The following is a 25703-nucleotide window of genomic DNA, read 5'->3' on the forward strand; positions in this document are numbered from 1 at the left end:
CTTAGACATCAAACTTTAAACTCCTTTTTTCATTTTCCTCCAACATCTATTTTACATACATCATGCAAAACAGAACCGTAGTTCTGATTTTGACGGGTATCATATCGGTCTTATGCCTGTATTACCTGTCGTTTACATTTGTTTCGCGCAATATCAAGAAGACGGCCGAGCGCGTGGCCACCGGTGCCGACGGTAAAGTCGACGTGAAGCGCAAGCAGGCTTACCTGGATTCGCTCTGGAAACGCCCCGTTTATTTAGGCAACACCCTCCAGGAAGTAACCGAGCGCGAACTTGGCCTGGGCCTTGACCTGCAGGGCGGTATGCACGTGGTGCTCGAAGTGTCGCCCGCCGCCGTGCTGAAAAGCCTGGCCGGCAACACCCGCGACCCGCAGTTTAATGAGGCCCTGAAACGCGCTGCCAAAGACCAGCAAACGAGTCAGGCAAGCTTCGTTGACCTGTTTATCAACAACTACAAAGAGCTGGTGCCCGGTGCTAAACTGGCCAGTGTATTTGCCACCAACTCGAACCGGAGCCGGATCAACTACCAGTCGTCAGACACCGAAGTGAAGCGGTTGCTGACCGACGAAGTGGCTGGTGCCATCGACCGGTCGTTCCGCGTGATTCAGGCGCGGGTGGATAAGTTTGGCGTAACCAACCCCAACGTGCAGCGCCTGCCCGGTACGGGTCGGATTTTGATTGAACTGCCCGGCGTGGATAACCCCGACCGAATTCGTCGCCTGCTGACGGGCGCGGCCAAACTGGAGTTCTGCGACGTGTACCGCATCAGCGAACTGGCCCCCGCGCTGGAGGGCCTGGGTGCCTATCTGGCCAAAGCCGAAATCGACCGTAAGGCTGCGCAGGCGAAAGCCAAACCAACCACCACGATTTCGGGTACAGCCCCCGCAGGTGGTGATCTGGCTGCCCAATTGGGTAAGCAAACCGCTTCTACGGCTACGGCAACGGCCTCAACTTCAACAGCTAAGGTAGATTCGGCGCAGGGCACGGCGGCATTGACCAACCTGTTCATCCCGATCTCGAACTTCGAAATGGCGGTTGACATTAAAGACACCGCCCGCGCCAATGCCATTCTGAACGACCCCGAAGTACGCGGCCTGTTCCCCAACGACGTGGAGTTCTCCTGGGCACGTAAATCGCAGGAAATGGCCATGTCGAACAACGCACCCAAGCGCGAATTGCTGCCCCTGTATTTCCTGCGGAAGCCCGGCGGCAAAGCACCCCTGGAAGGCGACGTGATCTCGGATGCCGCCAATGACCTGAGCGACCGCGGTCAGCCCGAAGTAACGATGCGCATGAACGCCGAGGGTGCCAAAAAGTGGCGTGCCCTCACCGCCGCCAACATCAACCGCCCCGTAGCCATTTTGCTCGACGGTCTGGTGTACACCGCACCCAACGTGCAGTCGGAGATTCCCAACGGTAGCTCAAGCATCACGGGTAATTTCACTACAGACGAGACCAAGGACATGGCTAACGTGCTGAAAGCCGGTAAGTTAGATGCTCCTGCATCAATCGTCGAAGAAAACATCGTGGGTGCCACGCTGGGATCGCAGGCCATTCAGGCGGGTATCGTTTCGTCGCTGGTAGGTTTGCTGATCGTGCTGATTTTCGTGGCCCTCTACTACGGTCGCGCGGGTCTTATTGCCGACGTTACGCTGTTTGTCAACCTGTTCTTCCTAATGGGTGTCATGGCTGCCGTGCCGGGTACGGTGCTCACCATGCCGGGTATTGCCGGTATCGTGCTGACCATCGGTATGTCGGTCGATGCCAACGTGCTGATTTACGAGCGGATCAAAGAAGAACTTGAACTGGGCAAAAACCTGCGGCTGGCCATTGCCGACGGGTTCAAAAACGCGCTCTCGTCCATTATCGACTCGAACGTGACGACCTTCCTGACGGGTATCATCCTGTTTTTGTTCGGTACGGGTCTCATCAAAGGGTTTGCTACGACGCTGATCATCGGTATCGCTACGTCGCTGTTTGCCGCCCTACTGATCACTCGGTTGATGATTGAATGGTATGCCGCGAAAGGAGGCAACCTGAGCTTCTCGTCGTCGTGGGCCAAGAACCTGTTCAAAGGCTCTGACTTCGACTTCGTATCGCACCGCCGGACATACTACATTATCTCGTCGACGATTATTGCGGCGGGTATCATCTCGATCATTTTCAAAGGTTTCGGCCTGGGAGTCGATTTCAAGGGTGGCCGGTCATACGTGATCAAGTTCGAGAAGTCGATTACGACCGATCAGGTGCGGGCCGCATTGGCACCGTCGCTGGGTGGCAGTGAGCCTGAGGTGAAAACCTATGGCGGCACGGGCATTGGCTCCGATCAGGTGAAAATGACCACGAGCTACGACATCGACAACACCGCGCCCGATGCCGACAAGCAGGTAGAAGCGAAGGTACTGAGCGGATTGAGCAAGATCAACGGCAACAAAGCCAGCATCGAAAGCTCGCAGAAAGTAGGGCCTACCATTGCCTACGACCTCATCATTTCGGCCCTCTGGTCTATCCTGCTGGCCGTGGCGGTGGTATTCGGCTATATTCTGATCCGGTTTAAAAAGCTGGCTTTTGGCTATGGTGCCGTGGTGGCTCTATTCCACGACGTACTTATTATCCTGGCTATTTTTTCCGTCGGCAATGGGCTGCTGCCTTTCTCGCTGGACATTGACCAGGCGTTTGTAGGTGCCCTGCTGACCATCATGGGCTACTCGATGAACGATACCGTTGTGGTGTTTGACCGGGTGCGTGAGTACCTGAACGAAAACCGGGGCAAGAGCGAATCCATCCCGACGATCATCAACAACGCCCTCAACAGCACCCTGAGCCGCACGGCCGTAACGGGTCTGTCGACGATGCTGGTGCTGCTGGTGCTGTTCATCTTCGGTGGGGCCACCATCCGGGGCTTCTCGTTCGCCATGCTCATCGGTGTTATCGTGGGTACGTATTCGTCACTGTTTGTGGCAACGCCCATTGTGGTCGACACCCTGACCCGCGACAAAGTAGATGCCGACGACAAGCCGGGCGGATTGATTATGCCCAAGACAGGTTACAGCGCCATCCCGGCTGATTTCACCGACAAGGAAGCTGCCACGCCCGAAGAGTTTACGCAGGCTGCCGCTGCCAAAGAGAAAAAGGTGAAAACGCCAATCATCAAGCCGTCGCAGAAGTAACAGATTGTTTGGTTGTTCGTCTGTTTGTTTGTTCTTTGTTGTTTCTGCCGATAGAAATTCGGTAAAGCGACTGAACCGGCAAACAGACAAACAGCCAGACCAACAAACCAACAAACATCCTTTTTCTGCATGGAAGCAAAAGTAAAATCTGTAGATACCACCAGCATTTGGCGGAAAAAGCCCTTGGCGGCTTACGAAGCCGATATGAAAAAGAGTGAACTCAAGCGCGTACTTACGCGCTGGGGGCTTACGTCACTGGGTATTGGAGCCGTTATTGGTGGCGGCGTGTTTGTACTAACCGGTATCGCAGCCAACGAATGGGCAGGTCCGGCGCTGGCCCTATCGTTTATGATGGCGGGCGTTGCCTGTGCCTTTGCGGCCCTTTGCTACGCCGAATTTGCGTCTATTTTGCCCGTTGAAGGGTCTGCCTATGCGTACTCATATGGTACCGTCGGCGAAATTTTTGCCTGGCTCATCGGCTGGAACCTGATTCTGGAATACATGATGGGGGCCACCACCGTGGCCGTAAGCTGGTCGGGCTATTTCGAAAAACTACTGCATCTGGTAGGCATCAATCCGCCGCTGTGGCTGATGAATGACCCCGTTACGGCGCAGGAAAAAGCAGAAGCCCTGCGGAAAGCCGGCGAAACAATTCCAGATTTCACGTTTGCCGTTAACCTGCCTGCGTTTCTGATCGTATGGGTGGTTACCTACATCCTGGTGAAGGGTATCAAAGAAGCCGCCAGCACCAACAACGTGATCGTCATTGTGAAGGTAGCCACGGTTATTTTCGTCATCGTTGCCGGTGCATTCTACGTGGAAAGTGCCAACTGGACTCCTTTCATTCCCAATCCGGTGGTTGACAAAACAGGTCAGACGCACTACGGTTTCGACGGTATCGTGACGGCAGCGGGCATCGTGTTCTTTGCCTATATCGGTTTCGACGCCGTTTCGACGCAGGCGGGGGAAGCCATCAACCCCAAGAAAGATGTTCCCTTCGCTATCATCGCCTCGCTTATCATCTGCACCGTACTCTACATCCTTGTATCGCTGGTGCTGACAGGTATGGTGCGCTACGATGCGCTGGACCTGAAAGCCCCTGTGGCGCAGGCTTTCGCCGACAAAGGGCTTACCTGGGCGGTGTACCTGATCACGATTGCCGCCATTGCCGGACTTACCTCCGTAATGCTGGTGATGATGCTGGGACAAACCCGGATTTTCCTGGGCATGGCTAAAGACGGTCTGCTCCCGAAAAACCTGTTCGCCTCGATTCACCCGACGTTTAAAACGCCCTGGAAAAGCACGATTTTGGTGGGTGGTATTGTCTCGACAGTGGCCGCCCTGACGCCTATTGATAAGGTATCGGAACTCTGTTCGTCGGGTACGCTGCTGGCCTTTGCCATGATCTGCGGCGCGGTGTGGCTGTTGCGCGTGCGTGAGCCAAACCTGGAACGCCCCTACAGAACGCCCGCCCTGCCGGTGGTGGCCACGTTGGGTATCTGCGCCAACCTGTACCTGATGTATCACCTCCGTACCGACACCAAACTCACGTTTGTGATCTGGTGTACGCTGGGCGTAATCGTCTATTTCCTTTATAGCCGCCGCCACAGTAACCTGAATAATCAGGAGTGATGCAGACGTAGTGCTATCAAAAAGCCCGGTTACTCATGGAGTGACCGGGCTTTTTCTATAATGGGTATAAAGGTTAATCACCCGCGCTAATACCCCGGATTTTGCGCCAGCTTTGGGTTAGCCTGCACCTCTTTTAGTGGAATAGGCAAAAACAGGTTGCGGTCGGCATAGCGGCGTTCCTGCACCGACGTGTAGGTATATGTCAGCTTGCCGCCGGCGTCGCGGGTGATGCTCACGCCCCGAACAGGCTGATTCTCTGTCTGGGCCGCAATGCCCCACCGGCGCACGTCGTAGTAGCGGTGCTCTTCGTAGGCTAGTTCCACCTGTCGTTCACGGCGGATGCGGTCGCGCATCTGGCTTTGCGACAGTCCCGTTGGCAGGGGCGGCATTTTGGCGCGGACACGTAGCTGGTTCACCGCATCGTAGACACTGGCATCGGGACCAACGGCTTCATTTTGGGCTTCGGCGTAGTTCAGCAGCACTTCGCCCAACCGGAAATAAATCCACGGCGACTGGCTACCCACCGAGGCACTGAACGCCCGGTTTTCGTTGATAAACTTACGCAGGTAATAGCCCGTCAGCGAGGTGTTGAAGGGTTCGGGGCCATCGGGGCTGTCTTTACCACCCGGCATGAACGTCTCCACGGCCCGGCCCCGGTAGGGGGCGCCGTTGTAGAGTACCGTGGCGTAGAAACGGGGGTCGCGGTTCACATACGGGTTTTGCGGGTCGTAGCCCGATGAAGCATCGGTGATGGCCTTGCCCGACGTGGTTTCGTAACTGTCTACGAGGTTTTGCGTGGGCATGTTGCCCGCCCAGCCGCCGTAACCGTTGGGGCCATTCCAGCGTTCGAGGTTGATGTAGCTGTCGGTGCCCGTTGTCTGCGTGCGGTCCAGAATAATCTCCTGATTACGAGGCGTTAGAAATAGCTGTTGGTAATCGGGGTAGAGCGAATAGCGGTTGAGGCTAACTACTGCTTTGGCGGCGGTGGCGGCCTGTGCCCAGGTGGCCGAGGGGCCGTAGGCAGGACTGGCAGCATAGAGCAGCATCCGGGCTTTCAGGGCCAGAGCCGCTCCTTTCGTGGCCCGCCCCAGATCGGCGTCGCCATATTGGACGGGCAGCAGGGCGGCAGCTTCGTCGGCCTCTTTCACCACAAAATTGATGCACTCCTGCACCGTATTGCGCGTCACCTGCGTAAAGTCGGACCCCAGGGCGAAGGACTGCGTGATGAGGGGTACCCCGCCGTAGTTGCGCACGAGGTCGAAGTAGCGATAGGCCCGCAAAAACTTCATTTCGCCTGTGTGCTGATTGCGGAGGTCGGTGCTGAGATTGGGCACCGAAGCAATCTTCTCGAAGAACGTGTTGGCGTCTTTGATATAGCGGTAGTTCTTGGCCCAGGGGTTCATGTTGCCGTTGTATTCTGCCGCGCCGCTACTCAAGATGCCCAGATTGGATGGGGAAAGCTCGCTTTTATTGATCGTCCAGACGCCGTAATCGTGCTTGAACATCGACTCGTCGGAGGCCGATGCCCACATTACTTCGTCGCCGTTCCAGTTGAAGCCGAAGCCCAAATCGCGGTATTTGGAGTTGACAAACGCCGACACCAGGTTGGCATCGGTCCAGACCACATCGCCACTAAGCCGGTCGATGGGCTGCTTGTCGAGGATGTCGTGGTTGCAGCCAGCCACGCAGAGGGCAGCCAGCAGCAGGGTACTATATAAGATCGTTTTCATGGTGTTTGGGGTGGTTATAGCCGTATGTTCAGACCAACATTAACGAGCCGCTGTTGTGGGTAAGACCAGCCAAGCGACGAGCCGGCTTCGGGGTCGATGGTTTTGAGCTGATCGATGGTGAACAGGTTAAACGCGCTGACATAAACGCGCACCGACTGAATCTTGGCTTTCGACAGCAGCGTGGTAGGCAGGGTATAGCCTAACTCCACGTTTTTCAGCCGGACGAAACTGGCGTTTTTCAGCCAGTACGTGTTCGGATAAGCCCCGTTGACGCTGTCGTACATCTTGGCGGCCACCCGCGGAAAGGTGCCGTCAGTGTTATCGGGACGCCAGCGGTTGGCCGCATCTGCCGCGAAAAAGTTGCCCGTTGACCCCGATTCCAGCAGCAGATACTGGCTTACCCGCGCCTGCCCCTGCACCAGTATGTTCAGGCTCAAACCGCGGTAGCTAACGCTGAGAGGCAGGCCGTAGACAATTTCCGGAACGCTGGTGTAGGGAGGCCGAATCCGGTCTTTCTCGTCAATCACGTTGTCGCCGTTCACATCCTCGAAACGCAGGTCGCCCGGCCCGGCCCCCAACACGTGCGGGTAGGCGTCTACCTCAGCCTGCGTACGGAAAATGCCGATGCTGCGGTAGAGCAGCCCGCCGTAGCTGACGTCGCTCAGGGCGCTGCCTTCCTGTCGCTGGTAGGCTGGCAGGTTGGTGACTTCATCCAGAAATACCACCCGGTTGCGGGCGTAGGTGAAGTTCACCCCAACCGACGTGTTAACCGGCCCGAAGGAATTGTTGTGCGTCAGTTGCGCGTCGAAACCTTTGTTGGTCAGAATGCCAATGTTTTCGTTGGGTAGGGTCAGGCCCGTATAATCGGGCACCGACTGGTTGCGGCGCGTCAGAATGTTATTCCGCCGCGTTGAAAAGACATCGAACGTCAGGTTCAGTTTGCCGTTGAAAAGCTGGGCGTCAATGGCCAGGTTGGCCGTGCGGGCTGTTTCCCAGGTCACGTTGGGGTTGGCCTCTACCCCCGACGACAACCCCGGCTGCCGCCCTCCGGTTGGCCCCAGAAAATACCCCTGATCGAAGGTAAAGGCCGACAGGTACTGGTATTGCGCAATGCGGTCGTTGCCCAGCAGGCCGTAAGAGGCCCGCAATTTCAGGCTATTAATAAAGCCTGTACCCGACGACTTAAACCACGGCTCTTCTGAGATGCGCCACCCCGCCAGAATAGCCGGAAAAAAGCCGAACCGTTTGGCCTGCGCAAAATTATACGAGCCGTCGTAACGTCCCTGAATTTCAAGCAGGTAGCGGTCCTGATAATTGTATTGCAGACGTCCGAAGTAGTTTTGCCGGGCCGATTCAAATGCCGCGCCATTGGCCTGTGCGCCGGTTTCGCTGCCGGCAAACAACTGGTCGATGGCGGTGCTCAGAAAGCCGTTTCGGAACGCCTCGAAATTATCGCTGCGGTAGGTGCTTTGCTCGTAGGCCAGAAACCCGCTGACTCCGTGAACGCCAAATTGCCGGTCGTAGCCCACCCGTCCGTTGAGCGTGATCTGGGTGACGTTGGCCTGCGTTTCGCTGAGCCCGGCGTTGTTGTCCTGGTTCAGTTGCGGGTCGTAGGTGTTGGCCTGGGCGTTGTAGTTGTAGGTAGTCCAGGGAATGCGAAACGTTCTGTTGAACTGAAACAGCTTATCCACCGCCACGAACCCATCCACATACAACCCCGGCACGAACGGGACGTTCTCGCGGGCGCGGAGGGTAGTGTTGAGGTAGGTACGCCGGTCGCGCTGGTTGCCCAGGGCGTCGGTCACCTGCAACACCGGGTTGCGGCCCTGATCGGTGCCGGAGCCGGGCAGGCCGTTGGGGTAGCGGTCAACCAGGGTGGGGTAAGCGCGGAGGGCATAGCGAAAGATCCGGGCGGCGCTGTCGAGGGGGTAGTTGCGGTCTTCCTGCCGCCCGTTGAGGTCGAGTCCGAAGGTCAGGTTCTTGCCCGCATTGGCGTCGATGTTGGCCCGCAGGCTGTATTGGTTGTAGTTGGCGGTGCCGTTTCGGTAGATGCCGTCCTGATACAGATTACCCACCGACACGAGGTACCGCACGTCGTCGTTGCCCCCGCTGATACCCAGCGTATGGCGGTGTTGGGGCGAAACGGGCTTTAGAATGGCCTTCAGCCAGTTGGTGTTTGGGTAGTTGATGGGGTCCGAACCGTTCCGGAATTTCTCAATCTCGGCGGTAGAGTATCGGCTGTTCAGCCCCTGCGACGGGTCGGTGTAGTAGTTGATTTCGTTCAGGATCTGCGCATACGTGGCGGCGTCGGCCATTTGCGGGATCCGTGTCGGCGATGAAAACCCCTGGTTAAAATTATACGTCACCTGGGGCTTGCCTTTTTTGCCCCGCCGTGTCGTCACCAAAATAACGCCGTTGGCGGCCTGCGCCCCGTAAATGGACCCGGAGGCATCTTTTAGAATAGAAACGCTCTCAATCTCATTCGGATCCAGCCGGTCCAGCCCCCCCAGTCGGTTGGCTACGCCGTCGATGACAATAAGCGGGTTGGTGTCGCCCAGGGTGCTTCGGCCCCGGATAAAAAACTGGGATCCGTCCCGGCCCGGCTCGCCGGAACGGTTCAGCGCAATCAGGCCCGGTGTGCGACCTACGAGCGAGTTGGCGACGTTGGGTTGCGGACTTTGCACAATGTCGCGCCCCGAAATGTCGGCCACCGCGCCGGTGAGCGACGAGCGTTTTTGCGTACCATAGCCCACTACCACTACTTCGCTAAGCGCCAGTGCATCTTCTTTGAGTTGAATGGTCAGCGAGGTTTGATTGCCCACCGGGATGTCCTGCGCCGCGTACCCCACAAAGCTGACGGTCAGCGTAACGGTGCGGTCGGGGATAGTAAGGGAAAAGGTACCGTTCAGATCGGTCGTGGTACCCCGGTTGGTGCCCTTTTGGAGGATCGTCACGCCGGGCAGGGCCTCGCCGTCGGTGGTGGTTACGGTGCCGGTGATAACTGACCCGGCGGTGGGTGGGGTGGCGGGCGATTGTGCCCGCGCGGGACTAAGACAGAGTGCCTGACAAGTACACAGCAGGCACCACAGAAAGCGGGTGCGCAGAAAAGCAGTCATTATACGTAGTGGTTTATTCGTGTTTAATTCAGTTGTACGATTGTTGTTCGTATTAAAACGACTTAATCTATAGAGTGTTCTTAATACATTGGCAATGGACACACCAACTAACAGGAAGCTGTTTTTGTGCCACCGGTGTTACCTATACACGGGTTACTGCCGTACGGCAGTAACCCGGCACACTCCACTCGCTCATGATCTTCCAGACCACAAACCCATACACCGGCGAACACCTCGCCCAGTACCCTGCCTACACCAACGCCGACATCGAAACCCGGCTGGAAAGGGCGGCAACGCAGTTTGCCGACTGGTCCATGCGGTCGTTTCCGTACCGGTCCGACTGTTTTAGGCGGCTGGCGGTGGTGTTGCGTCAAAAGCAGGAGCAACTGGCTTTGCTGATGACCCACGAAATGGGCAAAATCCTGACTGAGTCGCGGGGGGAGATCGAGAAGTGCGCGGCACAATGTGAGCACTACGCCACCCATGCCGAGGCCTTTTTACGTCCCGAAGCCATTGACACTGAGGCCCAGATGAGCGGTATCAGTTACGAACCGGTGGGCGTGGTATTGGGTATTATGCCCTGGAATTTTCCATTCTGGCAGGTGTTTCGCTACGCCGTTCCCGCCCTGATGGCGGGCAACGTGACCTTGCTGAAACCCGCTCCCAACACGCTGGGGTGCGGGTTAGCCATTGAAAACGCCTTCCGCGAAGCAGGTTTTCCCGACGGTGTGTTTGCCTGCCTGCCCGTAGACGTACCCGCCCTGCAACCCATCATTGCCGACAACCGGATCAACATGATCACCCTTACCGGCAGCGAACGGGCCGGTTCGTCGGTGGCCCAACTGGCGGGGGCGAGCATCAAAAAGTGCGTGCTCGAACTGGGTGGCTCCGATCCCCTGCTGGTGCTGGCCGACGCTGATCTGGAAGCTGCCGCTAAAGCCGCCGTGACCTCACGAATGAGTAATGCCGGGCAGGTATGCATTGCCGCCAAACGCTGGCTGGTGGAAGCCGCCGTGGCCGATGACTTCACCCACCGCGTGACTGACTTGATTCGCGCTATCCGGCAGGGCAACCCGCTGGACCCGGCTATTCAGATGGGGCCCATTGCCCGGCTGGACCTGGCCGATACACTTCGGAAACAGCTGGCCGCCGCCCGGCAGCAGGGAGCCGAACTGCTCGTGGGCGGGCAGGGCGAAGGCACCCTGTTTGCACCTACGCTGCTCCGAAACGTACAGGCCGACAACATCGCTTTTCGGGAAGAAACCTTTGGTCCTATTGCTGCCATCACCACCGTCCGCGATGCCGCCGACGCCGTGCGGCTGGCCAACGAGTCGCGCTACGGGCTTAGTGCCACTATCTGGACTGCTGACCTGGACCGCGCCGCCCAAGTGGCCCGGCAGCTACAGGTGGGCAGCGTTTTTGTCAACGCCGTGGTGCGTTCAGATGCCCGGCTGCCCATTGGCGGTGTAAAGAAATCGGGATATGGTCGTGAACTGGCACATACGGGCATCCGCGAGTTTTGCGCAACTAAAACGCTGTACGTTGCGTAATGGAATCAATACTTGCCTGTTAATTTAACCGTTATTAAACACCTTACCGTCCACGGTACCGTAGTATTGTGGCAAAATAAGGGGCGGTCGTCTCCTCTCCCTACGCCACATAGCGCTTATGCAACTTCGTCAGATACGGTTTCTTATTGGCTTCTTTCAGGCTATCGCTGTTACGTCTTTTGCGCAGAATTCAGATGCCAACGTTCGGGTTGGGTTAGATGTAGTGGCTGGTATTCAGGTGTCTGATTACGGTCCCGTCAATGCCATCCTGACCCGCAATGGCTACAACGCCGTTCATGATAATAGTGCCCGTTTTGGTATTGGAGTGGCTCTGTGCGGTCCTCTCACGGGCAAACTGCCGGTGCGGCTGGGGTTTCAGGCGCTGATGAATACCAACGAAAACCTGTCGGGCAATAGCCGCACGGCGTTGACCGGGCTGAATACGCAGCTTAATCTGGAACTGGACGTGGTGAATAAAGGGGCGCTTATCATTGGTCCGCTCATTGGCATCGGTGTACTGACCTCCACTATTGAAGCCTCGAAAGACAATCAGGTGGGTGGTTTCAACAGCTACGTGGCCGGTAACGCCAAAGGTATTTCGCTGAACCACCTCACGTTTCCGCTCAACATGGGTGGGCGGGTCTGGCTACGGATGCGCAACAGTAGCACCAGGCAGCTGAAACGGCAGGGATTTTTTCTGGCGGGGGGCTACATGCTGGGTCTCGACGGCCAAAACTGGTACTGGGCCAACAATGTCAGCCTGCCCAATGGTCCTAGCCTCAATGCGGGTGGCTGGTATGCCCAACTCGGTTTTGGCATACGGTAACCTGATCGTGGCCCATCTCGCACAGAACTGCCCTCGGTTATCGTAGGTTTGCAGCCGTGATGAACGTACAGGAACTGGCAGGATACACATCGGCAATTATAGTTGGGCTGGTCATTGGCCTGGCTGGCGGCGGGGGGTCTATCCTGACAGTACCCATTTTCGTTTACATTTTTGGCATCCCAACCCTGCTGGCTACCACCTATTCGCTGTTTGTGGTGGGCACTACTTCACTGGTGGGGTCGGTGAATCATATCCTCAAAAAACGCGTCGATCTGCGCGTGACGGGCACGTTTGCCATACCATCGTTTGCGTCGGTCTACCTCAGCAGGCGGTACCTGGTGCCCGCCCTGCCCGACCCGCTGGTGCAGTTCGGCACCGTGAGCCTGGCCAAAAGCGATGCCATGCTGCTGTTTTTTGCTTTCGTCATGCTCTTTGCCGCCCGCGCCATGATCCGGGCCAAACAGCCCGATGTAGGCATGGCCAACGACGGCAGAATTCGGTTTGGTTCGCTGGCGCTGGATGGGCTGGCCGTGGGGCTGCTCACGGGGCTAATCGGGGCCGGGGGGGGCTTTCTGATCGTACCCATGCTGGTGTTGCTGGCGGGGTTGCCCATTCACCGCGCCGTAGCCACGTCGGTGCTCATCATCGCGGTAAACTCCTTCGTGGGCTTCCTCGGCGACGTGCAGCACGTATCCATGCGCTGGGGATTTCTGCTGCCCTTTACCGGCCTGTCTATCCTCGGCATCTTTTTGGGTATGTATCTGTCGCGGTTCGTCGCGCCCGAAAAGCTGCGCAAAGGCTTCGGCTGGTTTGTGCTGACCGTGGCGGTTTATATGATTGTGCGGGAAGTGATAAAGTAGACCGCGTGAACCATCTCAAGCGGCGGTCTGTCAGCCTCTTCAGAACCCAAACATACCCCAACACTGTTTTCAAACAAGTACTGATTACGACTGACTTATGAAAATTGAGCAACTATATACGGGCTGTCTGGCGCAGGGAGCCTATTATATTGAAAGTAATGGTGAAGCCGCCATCATCGACCCCCTCCGCGAAACGTCGCCATACGTACGGAAGGCCGAAAAGGCCGGCGCTAAAATCAAATACATTTTTGAGACCCACTTCCACGCCGATTTTGTGTCGGGGCATATTGATCTGGCCAAAAAGACAGGGGCAACCATCGTTTATGGTCCTACGGCCAATACCACGTACGCGGTACACCATGCCACTGATGGTGAGGTATTTAAGCTGGGTAAGGTGTTTATCAAAGCTATCCATACGCCCGGCCATACCCTCGAATCGACGACATACCTGCTGACGGACGAAACGGGTAAAGACCACGCCATTTTCACCGGTGACACCCTCTTCATTGGCGACGTGGGGCGTCCTGATCTGGCCATAAAAGGTGACCTGACCGAACGTGATCTGGCCGGAATGCTCTACGACAGCCTCCACACGAAAATCATGCCCCTGTCTGACGATGTGATTGTGTATCCGGCCCACGGCGCGGGGTCGGCCTGTGGCAAGAACATGAGCAAAGAAACCACCGATACGCTGGGCAATCAGAAACTGTTCAACTACGCCCTGCGGGCTAAGTCGAAGGCCGACTTTGTGGAGCAGGTGCTCGACGGGCTGGGTAAAGCACCGGCTTATTTTGCTCAGAATGCGCGGCTCAACAAGGAAGGGTACGAGCCGATTGACCGGGTGATGCAACGGGGTAGTCATGCCCTGTCGGCGGCGGCGTTCGAGGCAGCGGTGAATGAAACCGGTGCGCTGATGCTCGACGTGCGGGATGCCGCTAATTTTGCCAAAGGCTTCATTCCCAACAGTATCAACATCGGCCTCAACGGGCAGTTTGCTCCCTGGGTGGGTGCGCTTATCCCTGACCTTACCCAGCCCATTGCGCTTATCACGCCCGTGGGGCTGGAGCAGGAAACCGTTCTGCGCCTGGCCCGCGTTGGCTACGATCAGTGCATTGGCTATTTGGAAGGGGGCTTTCCAGCCTGGCAACAAGCTGGTAATGAGATTGATACGATCGAGTCTATTTCTGCCGATGCCTTTGTGCAGCGGTTAGCGGCTAACCCCCAAGCCCCGGTGCTGGACGTGCGGAAGCCCACTGAATTCGACGTGGAGCACCTGGCTACTGCCGAAAACAGCCCGCTCGACACGCTCAATGACCACCTTGCCAGTATCAGCCATACCGAGCCTGTGTACGTGCATTGCGCGGGTGGCTACCGGTCTATGGTGGCCAACTCGATCCTGAAAGCCCGTGGTTTCGACAACGTGGTAAACGTGGAAGGGGGATTGGCCGCCATCAAACAAGTAGCCCCGGAACTGCTGGCTGCCAATGAGCAAAACGTGCACTGACTGGCTGCCAGCCTTATGTCTGGTGATTCAGTAACCAACTTTATCTAACTATCATGATTGAGTTTATTTCGCAGCCCTGGCCCTGGTATGTGGCCGGGCCGCTCATTGGCCTTACCGTGCCGACGCTGCTCATACTGGGTAATCGGGCCTTCGGTATTTCGTCGTCGCTCCGGCACATCTGCGCGGCCTGTATGCCCGCCAACCTCGACTTTTTCACCTACGACTGGCGCAAGGAGGCCTGGAACCTCTGGTTTGTGGGCGGTATTCTGGTGGGTGGTTTTGTGGGTGGCGTGTTGCTTACCAATCCCCACGCCATGACCATTGCCCCCGCCACTGTCCAGGCCCTGCAAACACTCGGCATCGGTGACTTTACCTCCGGCTTGCTCCCCGCCGATCTGTTCAACTGGAGTAACGTGCTGACGATGAAGGGGTTAATTTTCTTTGTCTTCGGTGGTTTTCTGGTGGGTTTTGGCACACGCTGGGCGGGTGGCTGCACGTCGGGTCACGCCATCATGGGCCTCTCAAACCTGCAATGGCCCTCGCTGGTAGCCACCATCAGCTTCATGGTGGGCGGCTTTGCCATGACCCACCTGGGCCTGCCCTGGCTCATGAAACTGGCTGGCTTTTGACAGGATTAAGGTTGTGCATTGGCTTCGCGCTAGACGGCTTCGCGCTCTAAGCCCTTCGACAAGCTCAGGGTGACGGTCAAATTGATTCAGTCTTCTTGAGTTGATTCAACTTCCCTGTCACCCTGAGCTTGTCGAAGGGCTTAGAGCGCGAAGCCAATGCACACTATTTCATTTACACAATCAATACAACCTCACGATGAATACTCAACTAGAAGAAATTGAAATCCCTGTTGTGGTCCCGGCAAGACGCCCCGTCGGTAACTGGGTCTACGGCATTGTAGGGCTGCTTTTTGGTATTGTCTTCGTTAAAGCCGAAGTCATTTCCTGGTTCCGCATCCAGGAAATGTTCCGCCTCGATTCGTTCCATATGTACGGCGTAATCGGCTCGGCGGTGCTGGTCGGGATGCTGTCGGTGCAGCTTATCAAACGATTCAGGGTCAAGACGTTAGACGGAAGCCCAATCTCGATTGCACCCAAGCAGTTTAATAAAGGACAAATCTATGGCGGGCTGCTGTTCGGGTGTGGGTGGGCCATTACGGGGGCTTGTCCGGGGCCGCTGTTCGCCCAGATCGGCGCGGGCTTCGGTGTTGTCTCCGTCACCCTCCTCAGCGCCATCGCCGGAACGTGGGTATATGGGGCGGTAAGTAGTGGTAAGTGATGAGTTTATCACTTACCACTCTCTTCCTCACCTTCCCGGATTTTCATCCATACCCAGTCTGGGCAGGGGTGGGTTAAGGAGTTTGGGCAGCACTTTTATCCGAAATACGCGGGTGCCGCCCACGTCGAATTCGCAGGTGTAAAATCCCCGTTCTTTCACGCCACGGTACACCGCCGTGTAGTTTACTTTGGCGGGCCAGCCATTGAACGCCAGTTCGCCCGTGATAGCGTCAACGGCTTTGCGCAGGTTGGAAAAGTAAACCACCGTGGGGTCACGATGGCGTAATGTGTTCAGCGAACCGATGGGTGAAACGGTTACTTCGTAGATCGTTAGCGATTGACTACGCATGAATTTTGCGGAGAAAAAGCGAGCATTTTTAAAGCGGTGTTTGACAAATTATCAAACTATTTTCCAAATCGTACAGTTTTTCGGGTGGTGCAATTTTTGCGGCCAATATCCCTTTTGCTGACTGACAAAAAAAATGCCACCAAAAAAAGCGCCGACATGGTGAGGACGGCGCTTTTTGGAAAGGCAATTACAGGCAGTTGATTTAGCGCTTATACATCACCGAGTCAACGGCTTCCAGTGTGCGCTTCAGACTTGGCAAAATAGCCTCAATCAACGTAGGTGCGTAGGGGAGGGGCAAGTCGAGGCTGTTGACCCGAATAACGGGCGCGTCGAGGTAATCGAAGGCGTGGCGCTGAATGTTGTACGTCAACTCCGACGAGATAGCCGCCAGGGGCCAGGCTTCTTCCACAATCACGCAACGGTTGGTTTTTTTTACCGAATCGAGAATCGTGTCGTAGTCAATGGGCCGCACCGTGCGCAGGTCAATCACTTCGGCAGAAACACCATTCTTAGCCAGTTCGTCGGCTGCTGCGAGGGCCACTTTCATGATCTTACCGAATGACACAATCGTGACGTCGGTACCTTCACGCACCACGTTCGCCTGCCCCAGCGGAATCAAATACTCTTCTTCGGGCACCTGCCCTTTATCACCATACATCAACTCCGACTCCATGAAAATGACGGGGTCATTGTCGCGGATCGAGCTTTTGAGCAGGCCCTTGGCGTCGTAGGGGTTTGAAGGAACGACCACCTTCAGGCCGGGCGTATTGGCAAACCAGTTCTCGAAATTCTGCGAGTGCTGGCTCGAGAGCATCCCTGCGTTGCCCGTTGGTCCGCGAAACACGATGGGGCATGAATATTGCCCGCCCGACATCGACATGATCTTGGCCGCCGAGTTAATCACCTGATCGATAGCCACTAACGAGAAGTTGAACGTCATGAACTCGATCACCGGACGCAACCCGTTGATGGCCGACCCCACGCCAATACCGGCAAAACCAAGCTCGGCAATGGGCGTGTCGATCACACGTTCGGGGCCAAACTCGTCGAGCATACCCTGACTTACTTTATAGGCACCATTGTATTCGGCCACTTCTTCGCCCATCAGGTAAACAAGCGGGTCGCGGCGCATTTCTTCCGTCAGGGCCTCGCGCAGGGCTTCGCGGAATTGTATTTCTCTCATGGATCAGTGCGTTGTAAGCTGCTTACGAACCGAACGGACGGGCAGTCCGGCCCGTTCAGAAATTCGCCCAAAATTAGCACAGGAAGCGCAGAGTGGCAATTCAGGATAGAGTAAGCCGTATGCACAGACCCAGCGGGCCTGTTCTAAACATTCGGATTATTTCTGAATGGAATAATACCGCCTCGGATGATCGTAGATCCGGCCGTCGATATAGCTGAAGATAGTTGTCAGCACAATCAGCCAGAGTAGAAAGGTACCCACGTAAACCCACCCTTTCCGGCGTAATAAGACCAACTGCACAAGCACAGCAGTGGTGATGAGAACCAGAACAACAAGCCCTTGAAAGGGATTCAGACTTGTCGTGAAGTGGTTGAGGCAAAGAGCCACCAGCAGGCTCCAGATAAGTACCCGCAGGCTGGGGCGTAGGTAAGAAGTCATCATAACGTAGCAACTGGTCTGATAGCTCAACGCTTCCTTGTACTCACCGGGCCGTTTCTTATGTTCAGTATGGCAGTAGGGAAACAGTCGTCACTCTATAAACTCTCCTTCTTTAACCAAGCGAATTTTTGCTTTAAAGCGGCCTGCAAGTCGCACAGTAGACGGGTTGGAACGCATGGGTATGGAAACATCAGCACTGCTATAGCCGACATCAAACCGACCTTCGACGTACTGCTCTACAGCATCATACTTGTCAATCACCAGCGTATAAGGCTGGGTACTGTCAAAGTCGAAAACACCGAGAGGGGTGTCCCAATCCCAGTAGTCAATATAGGTAGTCATGCTGTTCCATAAAGGTGGAGCATCTTGCATAAGTTGTTTTCTGCCCGGATTGAAATTCGACACACGGAAATAGACTTGGCCTACATCGTCTCCTGTGTTGTCATACAGATCAATCCAGATGTAGCGAAATACGCCGTTGAGTGCCTGAATAGTTGTATCGGCTTCCTGCCGGGCGTAGCAAACGAGTTTAAGCGATGCAACATCTTTGGGGCAAATAGGGCATGCCGGGTCGTCGAGGGACTTACCATTTGCTGTCATCTCGACAAATCCCCCATGCTGGTCTGGCACTGGAATAAAATTGTCTTTTTGACGACAGGTGATGCTGGCCAAAGCCAGTAGGACGCAGATGAGTAAACGCATAGTTGTCAAAGCTCAAAAGAATCACCACAACTTTTCGGCCAAGTGTGCGCAGACACAGATGAAAAAAGCCTGGGAAAGCAAAGCAAGTTTCAGCTGGCGTTGACGTTTAGTTACAAGTGTCGACAAGCACGAGTAGTTACCATTTTTTTCCACGTAAAACACAAATTAATTAGTTAAGAGTATGTTTTTCGAGGGAAAAGACCACTTACGGGTATAATTGCTAGTTAACCAGCTTACGGATTCGGCTCATTTGTGATCGCTGACCTTAAATTTTTCGTGTGCTAACCGGGCCGTTTTCCAGGTTGAGTACCCCCCGGGGGCAGACCGACGAGCAGATGCCGCAGCCCACGCACGACGAACGCACGATGTCCTGCCCCTTTTGGGCGTAGGCCCGCACGTCGATGCCCATTTCGCAGTAGGTGGAACAGTTGCCGCAGGAGATGCACTGCCCGCCGTTGGTGGTGATGCGAAAGCGCGACTTAAACCGCTGAACGATACCCAGATACGCCGCCAACGGACAGCCAAACCGGCACCAAGATTTACAGCAAACAACAGTTAGTCTAAAAGCCTTCCTTCACAAGGCGGGCTTTTTGCTTTGAAATATCCTAAAAGCCGTTATGTAAATCAAATAGCTTCCGCATTGCGGTAGACACGTATTGGCCTCCCCAGGTTGAGTGCAGAACCAAACCCGACAGCGGTTGACGGGTAGCTAAGGTGTGCATGGATCAAAAGAATAGGGGATTTTTCTGTTGCGAGAAAGGGTAATTTTCCCCTTTTGGCAGAATAGGCCATGTATGATTTTTGTCGCATCTACCAACTGTATTAGAAATTAGTAGACGCACCTGTTCAGTTCAACTTCTGGCCATGAAAATACACCTACCCTCGCTTTTACTCTACCTATCGCTTACTACTTTAGCCATAGGTCAAACTATTGATTTTCCTAAGCAGCCAACGAGGTTATTTCGTCATCCTGATGTCTCATCGGCAGGTGTTAAGGTAGTTGCCAAAGGCATTTCAAAGCCGGTCATTGTAACTGTCACGCTCGTCAATCCCGGTTCTGTTAAGTTGAACTCAGACCCAGAACCAGCCACGCATTCGTTCACAGGGGATGGTGAATGGTTTATTCCCTTGATTGTTTCAAATGATACTACCGAACATAACTTACAGGACTACACCTTGCTGATGACTTACAAGCTAGAAGGCAATCCTGGGAAGCAAAAGTCATTTACAGTATTACTAGATGCATTTAGGGAGGAGCCAGAACCACCAGCCATTCTGCGTAATGACTTTCTGTTGTTTGCTGGCTCTAACCTCGACCCAACTAGCCAACGTAGTACGTTGACAAACTTTTCATTCGAGGGTATCTTTAAATTTGACTTAAGCCCTAGAGTACACATGCGGGTCGGCGGATTCTCAAACCGAAATTTTTCTGTCGATTCGGCTACTGCAATACCGCAGGTCCGATATATCAATACAACTCCAAGAAATCCATTGAAAGTAGGAGAGAGTCAGCTTGCCGTACAAACGTTCTCAATTGACAGTCGGGTGTCGACACAAAGTGCAGGGCTTTATGCCGATTTATTCTACGCTTTAATATCAAAGAAAGATACACGAATCTCTTGGGCTGGACATTTAGAGTATGTACGTCGTACTGTTACCACAGAAATCGGGGTAGTTGGGTCAGTAATTCGCGACACTGTGCCTTTTACGCAGGAATTGGCTAATCGTAATCTTGTTATCGGTAGTAAACCAACTAGCAATGACAATATTTTTGCCCCAGGAAGAAATATAGATCAATACTATTATGCTGTAGGGGTAGCTGTCGAGCGGGCAACCAAGGTCTTTGATTTATTTCTGGAACCGTTTGTGGGTGTAGTAAGCAGCAATAGTCGCATTTCAGGAAGGGCTACTTTTTTATATGAGCGTTATGTCACAGTTGGTGTCCGGGCCCAAGCAACAATAAAACTGCTTGGCATAACCGCGGCAATCGATCTTAAAGATATCAATACTGGACGACCGTTCACCAATATCTCGCTTGGTATACCCGTATCTACCAAATCGCTGATCGACAAGTTGAAATAGCCATTGTGTGTACAGCTAATCTTACTCTTAATACACGATAATGCATTTTTTGAGCATGCTAATTTTTAAGATTTTGTCTCAGCACAGGTTTTAATCTAAGAGATATTTCTAACTGACAACTGGCTATTGTTTTAGCTTAAGTACTGCTCATCCTGTAAAAATTAAATCAACCTCTTCATTACGCTTTCGCATTGTCTTAAAATCTCAAATCAACATCAGCGGCTTGTCCATAGCAAACTGGCGATACAGCTATTAAGGTTTGCGGCGGCGGGTTGCATAGGGAGTTACATCAGTGATTCTCATTAACAAAGCTAGCTTGATAATCGTCGGCACTTAAAACCGTGTCATAGAGGCCGACGTCTTCGCCAATGTGTTTACTAATACCTACGTATGCTAAGCTAGCGTCTTCATATCGCTTAAATTTATAGACGGCGTCATTCATCAGCGCACTGTTAAACACGTTTAGGCTAACCAGCAACTCAAAATCTTTAACCATTAAGCCCGTTACTTTTTTGAACAGACCCGGCTCAAGTTGGGTGATAACATCTTTCAGGCTTCGCTCCCGGTAATCGGTCAAGTACATGAAGACGGGCACCCGCGTGGCAAACTTGATGAGCTTTTCCTGAATCTGTTTGCGCAGATTCTTGTACTCTTTTTCTTCCTCAGTCATTTTGCCTTTCTCCTTGTCTGTCAGTGGCTTATCATTTGCCTTCTTCTTTGCTTTTTGAACCGAGTCTGACTTATTGATGATCGTTTCAATCTCCTTGTTCAGATTACGAAAGCCTTCAATCGTCATTAGAGCCGTCATGGCATCTTTGTTGTTCATTAGGCGTTGCAAGGTGTTGTTATCTACGTTGACCAGCAACGCACTCTCCCAACGGCGGGCTAGCAACGTGGCGGTCGTGCCACTCATCGCCATATCTAAAATGCCCGCTGCGTCGACCTGCTTCATAGAACTGCCATCATAGGCCAACACGGGCAGGAAATGAATAAACTCGGCCACTTTCGCCTCTGGGTTGCTCTCGTTTACGTTCAATCGGCAACTGTAGTCGGCTACCTGCCGCAATGCACGGTCGGGGGCAAAATCAAACACGTAGCATTCCTCTTTTACAATCTCCTCTTTGTTTGGCGATAGGCTATCGGAGTTTCTAACTGTCCAGGGCGTTTGTACCCGGAAAGCAGCCTGGAAGTACGTTTCTGGGCTTGACGAGTTCCGTAGCATGAGAATGCCCGTCCAGGGTTTGACCGAAACACCAGTCGTTAATTTGCCGCATGATAAGGTAATCGTCTTGGACGTCAGTGGATTGACCATTGCTGCCTGTACGGGTTTTAAGGCTTCGACACCCAACCCCGCACTATTGCCCGCCGCTACAACTACGGTATAGTCATGGTAGAACCGGTTCTGCTTTTGGGCCAACAGATTCTTCATCGCGTGGCAGGCCGCTACCGTGGGTAGAAACCAGAATGTGTGCGACAACAGGTTGAGCAGTCGGGAATCAGAAAAGGGCATGGGCGGCTTTTCGACACCCATTTTGAGGTTGTTGACGGCCTCCTCCAAATACGACCCACGTATGAGATCAAGCCACTTCTGAACTTCCGTTTCGTACTTGAACCGGGCCAGTACATCATCGCCAAGTGCCGAAAAGAACACGTTCAGGTCAAACTCGTTGAACTCGCCACCCGTCGCAATTTCCCGGATCGAGTCGGGCAGCTGGTAGGTGAGCATGACCATGCGGGGTAGAGAGGCATACGGGTTTGGCTGGCCCGGCCACTGTTCTTTGGCCCGTTGCTCGTCGGAGTACGTCCAGTTATAAATTTGTTCTTCAATAAATTCGCCGGAGGCAATGGCCCGGAAGGGCGTACCTGACAAGTATAGATACCCGTTGGTGGTGATGGGCATAATGCTCTCATCGAAGTAATCGATGCCTTCGCCCTCACCAAAGGCCACCTCTTTTTTGCCCTCAGCTTCAAAGAGTTCTTTGGCACTCTCGCGCCAGGCCCCGTAGTGGTACTCATCCATGACCACACAATCCCAGTGGGTGGCGTGTACCCACCCGTTGCGGGGCTTGATGCCCCCGGCTTCGTTCTTACCCAAATAATCCTGAAAAGAACCAAAGCAGACAATGGGCTTTGTTTTGTCGGCTTGCTCGAAGGACAGCGAACCGTTGCGCGAGATGAACTGCCATCCGGCAAAATCGACGTGGGTTTGCAAATCTTCTTCCCAGGCATTTTGCACGGCGGGCTTAAACGTCAGCACCAGGACTTTCTTCCAGCCCATTTTCTTTGCCAATTGGTACGTGGCGAAGGTTTTGCCAAACCGCATTTTGGCGTTCCAAAGAAAGTGGGGCGTCTGGCCCGGATTTTCGCCGTGAAAGCTCTGAAAATAAGCACTCGTCTTCTCAACGGCCTCGGTTTGTTCAGGGCGCATCCCGAAGGTAAGCGTCCGATTGTCTTCGTTTGCCTCGCCGCTTTTTAAGGCAATGACTGCCGCTTTCACCTGCGCCACTGTGCAGACAAACCATTCGCCATCCGGGTTGTGGATGCCCTTCTTACGAAGATAACGGTGAATGTCATGGTCGTTGAACGCGCTGCCGTCGGTCCGCATCGCCGACTCCTCCAACACGATGGTGTACTTGACCTGACTGGTTTTTAGTTGCTCGGCAACGCGGTCTTTGGCGTTCCGGTTGGTGTAGCCAACCTTGAGCCACCCCGAATGACCGGGTACGTCGATCAGTTCGTAGGCATAGATAGTTGGCGTAGCCGGGGGCCGCGGCGGAAAGAAAGGTTGGCTCATAAACGTTATTCCATAGGACGTACTGTACTCTCTATAGTAGCAATCTCGACCTCGTTTAATCTGTACCGCTGATATAATTTCTCATCGGTCCAATCACAATCCAGAGGAATATCAGGAACAAAAGCGTACACATCCTTTGCAGCATCTTGTGTCCCTTTGCGTAGAGATACAAGAAAGCGTACAAACCGTGTCCGTAAATATGTTGCATAACGTTCAGCCATCAATTTGCTGTCGAACACACCAGCTACCAAGTATGTCTCCGAACATGCTTGACCAGGTTCTCCAATTATAGGTTTACTAAGAAACATCGTTTCAACCGCAGCACTCGTACCCTGGACACGGGTCATCAAAACCTTCCATTTGTCAATCCACTCCGAATTTTGCTGAATATCTGACCGCTCAACCCAAGATATCCGTTGTGAGCCATAAAACTTAATCGCTGCCTGCAAACCTTCAGGTGATTCAGCCCCGTGATAATTTGTAGGAAAGCCGAAGGGCTTTCTACTAGAAACCCGCCTTTCCAAAGTCAGTTCTGGCTGATCTCCAATGCGGAACGCACGAACTTTATTAAGAATGGGAATGGCTTCGTTTCTACGGACTAAAACATCGTAACTGTCTAAAAACCGCTTCGTTGGTTGGCCGACTGGTTCGCTATTCCACATCGTTTGTACAGAGCATTCACCATCATAATCTCGATCCCATAAGAAGTACGAGACTCCGCCTCTGATTTTTACATTAGGAAATGCGTCGTACAGTTTTGGATAGTCTATTAGGTGAGATATGCGGTGGTCACGCAGCATGGAATTACGAAATCCGCTTAATCCTTTTCCGCCAGCGAACCAACGGGACGGAATAATCATCGTTAAATAACGTGGATTGAGTTTCTTAGCTTGCTCAACAAACAGATGATAAATGGGCTTTGCACTTTCGCCAAAGCCACTATCACTAAGTTGATACGGTGGGTTGCCGATGATGACGTCAAATCGCATTTTTTTTACCAGTTTTTCGGGCTTGTCGGTATGAATAAATTGGTAGGCGTAGGTTTCCAGGTCGTTGCCCCGGTCGTAGCGTTCTTTGGTGGCTCCGCAGTAAGTGCAATTGCCATTTTTCCAGGTGTGTTCCGTCCGCTGAAACCGGATGTTTCCTTGCTCGTCGCCGAAGTGGTCACAGACGGAGTACGTACCGTTGGCAGTTTTGGAGCAGTAGACACTTCGGCGCGAGAGCAGGCCAGTTAGTTCGGTGATGGCAAGGCCAAAGAGCTGGTTTTTGTAGATGTGGTCAATCCGTTGTTGCGGATCGGGGATTTGCGTTTCAAGGCCCACCAAGAGCCGTTTGGCGATCTCTCGCAGGAACACACCCGATTTGCAAACGGGGTCAAGAAAGGTAGCGTCTTTGTTTTGCCACAGGTCGGCGGGCAACGAATCAAGAATTTGGTTTGCCAGCGAAGGCGGTGTAAATACTTCGTCGTTACTCAGATTGGCCAGACAGGTCAGTACGTCCGGGTTGTAATTCGTTGAGGGCGTCATCGGCCAGATTCAGGAAGTGCGTGAGTGGATAGTCTTCAATTGGTGTTGGAATAAATGCCTGATCACCCATGTCCGAAAACAGGTTTGGGCCTTCCATAGGCTGATTTTTTAGCAGTTTATCCATTGTGTAATCACGCCGTTTCACCATGTTACCGGTAGCGAATCCCCATTCAGAGAAGATAATCGGCTCGGCTTTTTCGTCCGGTGTCTTCAGGTTGAGCGCGTCTCCCCATAGAATATTCCGACTTAGAATGAATCGATATGTAGCTCGGCAAGCATTGGAACAACGGTCACTAAAAAGCTGCTTGTATTGCGTATCTACTAACTGAAATAGTCGCTCACGGCACTCTTCCACGTTGTCTTCAAGGATATCAACACCATAAATACTGGAGACGGCTTGGGCTGCATAGCGTTCCCACTGAGCTTGGCGGCTTGCGTACCAACTTGTTACGACAGTCAGTTTTCGGCGTAGCACCTCAACCAGGAAGTTGCCGGTGCCGCAGGCGGGTTCCAGAAAGCGGGAGTCGATTCGCTCGGTTTCGTCTTTAACCAAATCGAGCATGGCGTTTACTTCTCGTTCCGACGTAAATACTTCGCCGTGATCGGCTACTCGCTTCTTAGATTTTACTTGCCTGTCCGCTTGTATTACTTGAGCTAACTCAGTCATTATTCATGTATGCTACTGTGTAGCTAAGTTAGCGCGTTCGCGCTAAGGCCACGATATCAGGCCCACGTTTTTAGTGATTTTGATTCTCTGAAAAAAACCGGTTTGAGATAGCGGAGCAGTCCCAGCGGGGTGTCCTATTAATAGCAACATGGGGCAACAAATGCTAGTTAGCTCCGTCAGGAGCGGCCTATCCGGGTCGCCCCTACAGGGCTTATGGTCAATTAGAATCATCTTAAGCTTTTGACAGGACACCCCGCTGGGGCTGCTCCG

The 25703-nt window shown here is 53.7% G+C and carries 18 protein-coding genes and 1 pseudogene; 9 read left to right on the plus strand and 10 right to left on the minus strand.

Features of this window, described 5'->3' with window-relative positions; all coding sequences use genetic code 11:
- Positions 1-62: 62 nt before the first annotated feature.
- Positions 63-3188, plus strand: coding sequence for a protein translocase subunit SecDF (secDF, locus tag J2I47_RS02315; RefSeq protein WP_207362929.1), 3126 nt, complete (start codon positions 63-65; stop codon positions 3186-3188).
- Between the two features lie 129 nt (positions 3189-3317).
- Complete coding sequence (locus tag J2I47_RS02320; protein WP_207362930.1) at positions 3318-4820, plus strand: APC family permease; 1503 nt, start codon at positions 3318-3320, stop codon at positions 4818-4820.
- Positions 4821-4906: 86 nt separating this feature from the next.
- On the opposite strand, the gene J2I47_RS02325 is transcribed toward J2I47_RS02320, so the two are convergent.
- Positions 4907-6550, minus strand: coding sequence for a RagB/SusD family nutrient uptake outer membrane protein (locus tag J2I47_RS02325; protein ID WP_207362931.1), 1644 nt, complete (start codon positions 6548-6550; stop codon positions 4907-4909).
- A gap of 14 nt (positions 6551-6564) precedes the next feature.
- On the minus strand, positions 6565-9666 hold the full coding sequence (locus J2I47_RS02330) for a SusC/RagA family TonB-linked outer membrane protein (RefSeq protein WP_207362932.1): 3102 nt from the start codon (positions 9664-9666) through the stop codon (positions 6565-6567).
- 194 nt (positions 9667-9860) lie between these two features.
- Here J2I47_RS02330 and J2I47_RS02335 point away from each other — a divergent pair, with 194 nt between their 5' ends.
- The 6 genes from J2I47_RS02335 to J2I47_RS02360 all read left to right on the plus strand — a co-directional run bounded on the left by J2I47_RS02335 (position 9861) and on the right by J2I47_RS02360 (position 15693).
- Positions 9861-11216 (plus strand): NAD-dependent succinate-semialdehyde dehydrogenase, encoded by a 1356-nt coding sequence (locus tag J2I47_RS02335; RefSeq protein WP_207362933.1) that lies wholly within the window; start codon positions 9861-9863, stop codon positions 11214-11216.
- A 118-nt stretch (positions 11217-11334) separates the two neighbouring features.
- Entirely contained in the window at positions 11335-12042 is a 708-nt protein-coding gene (locus tag J2I47_RS02340; protein WP_207362934.1) for a hypothetical protein, read from the plus strand.
- Positions 12043-12101: 59 nt separating this feature from the next.
- Positions 12102-12902, plus strand: coding sequence for a sulfite exporter TauE/SafE family protein (locus J2I47_RS02345; protein ID WP_207362935.1), 801 nt, complete (start codon positions 12102-12104; stop codon positions 12900-12902).
- A gap of 97 nt (positions 12903-12999) precedes the next feature.
- Complete coding sequence (locus J2I47_RS02350) at positions 13000-14406, plus strand: MBL fold metallo-hydrolase (RefSeq protein ID WP_207362936.1); 1407 nt, start codon at positions 13000-13002, stop codon at positions 14404-14406.
- A 53-nt stretch (positions 14407-14459) separates the two neighbouring features.
- A complete protein-coding gene (locus J2I47_RS02355) occupies positions 14460-15035 on the plus strand; it encodes a YeeE/YedE family protein (RefSeq protein WP_207362937.1) in 576 nt (191 codons plus the stop codon).
- A gap of 196 nt (positions 15036-15231) precedes the next feature.
- Positions 15232-15693, plus strand: coding sequence for a DUF6691 family protein (locus J2I47_RS02360; RefSeq protein ID WP_207362938.1), 462 nt, complete (start codon positions 15232-15234; stop codon positions 15691-15693).
- Between the two features lie 27 nt (positions 15694-15720).
- Here the strand turns inward: J2I47_RS02360 and J2I47_RS02365 are convergent, their stop codons facing one another.
- The 5 genes and pseudogenes from J2I47_RS02365 to J2I47_RS02385 form a co-directional block, all read right to left on the minus strand.
- Positions 15721-16041, minus strand: coding sequence for a hypothetical protein (locus tag J2I47_RS02365; protein ID WP_207362939.1), 321 nt, complete (start codon positions 16039-16041; stop codon positions 15721-15723).
- A 202-nt stretch (positions 16042-16243) separates the two neighbouring features.
- On the minus strand, positions 16244-17224 hold the full coding sequence (locus J2I47_RS02370) for a pyruvate dehydrogenase complex E1 component subunit beta (RefSeq protein ID WP_207362940.1): 981 nt from the start codon (positions 17222-17224) through the stop codon (positions 16244-16246).
- A 156-nt stretch (positions 17225-17380) separates the two neighbouring features.
- Positions 17381-17665 carry a hypothetical protein gene (locus J2I47_RS02375; protein WP_207362941.1) on the minus strand — a complete coding sequence of 95 codons (285 nt, stop codon included), beginning with the start codon at positions 17663-17665 and terminating at the stop codon, positions 17381-17383.
- Positions 17666-17752: 87 nt separating this feature from the next.
- Complete coding sequence (locus tag J2I47_RS02380; RefSeq protein ID WP_207362942.1) at positions 17753-18364, minus strand: hypothetical protein; 612 nt, start codon at positions 18362-18364, stop codon at positions 17753-17755.
- A gap of 265 nt (positions 18365-18629) precedes the next feature.
- Positions 18630-18899 (minus strand): annotated as a pseudogene (locus J2I47_RS02385) (4Fe-4S binding protein); the annotation flags it as partial.
- Positions 18900-19228: 329 nt separating this feature from the next.
- Here J2I47_RS02385 and J2I47_RS02390 point away from each other — a divergent pair.
- Positions 19229-20446 (plus strand): hypothetical protein, encoded by a 1218-nt coding sequence (locus tag J2I47_RS02390; RefSeq protein ID WP_207362943.1) that lies wholly within the window; start codon positions 19229-19231, stop codon positions 20444-20446.
- Positions 20447-20735: 289 nt separating this feature from the next.
- Here the strand turns inward: J2I47_RS02390 and J2I47_RS02395 are convergent, their stop codons facing one another.
- The 3 genes from J2I47_RS02395 to J2I47_RS02405 are packed head-to-tail and all read right to left on the minus strand — an operon-like array spanning position 20736 to position 25433.
- Complete coding sequence (locus J2I47_RS02395; RefSeq protein ID WP_207362944.1) at positions 20736-23240, minus strand: GIY-YIG nuclease family protein; 2505 nt, start codon at positions 23238-23240, stop codon at positions 20736-20738.
- Between the two features lie 5 nt (positions 23241-23245).
- On the minus strand, positions 23246-24766 hold the full coding sequence (locus J2I47_RS02400) for an Eco57I restriction-modification methylase domain-containing protein (RefSeq protein WP_207362945.1): 1521 nt from the start codon (positions 24764-24766) through the stop codon (positions 23246-23248).
- A complete protein-coding gene (locus J2I47_RS02405; protein ID WP_207362946.1) occupies positions 24708-25433 on the minus strand; it encodes a DNA methyltransferase family protein in 726 nt (241 codons plus the stop codon). Before J2I47_RS02405 ends, J2I47_RS02400 begins: the two co-directional genes overlap by 59 nt.
- Between the last annotated feature and the right edge of the window lie 270 nt (positions 25434-25703).

It is taken from the genome of Fibrella rubiginis (genome assembly GCF_017353185.1).
Lineage (GTDB): Bacteria > Bacteroidota > Bacteroidia > Cytophagales > Spirosomataceae > Fibrella > Fibrella rubiginis.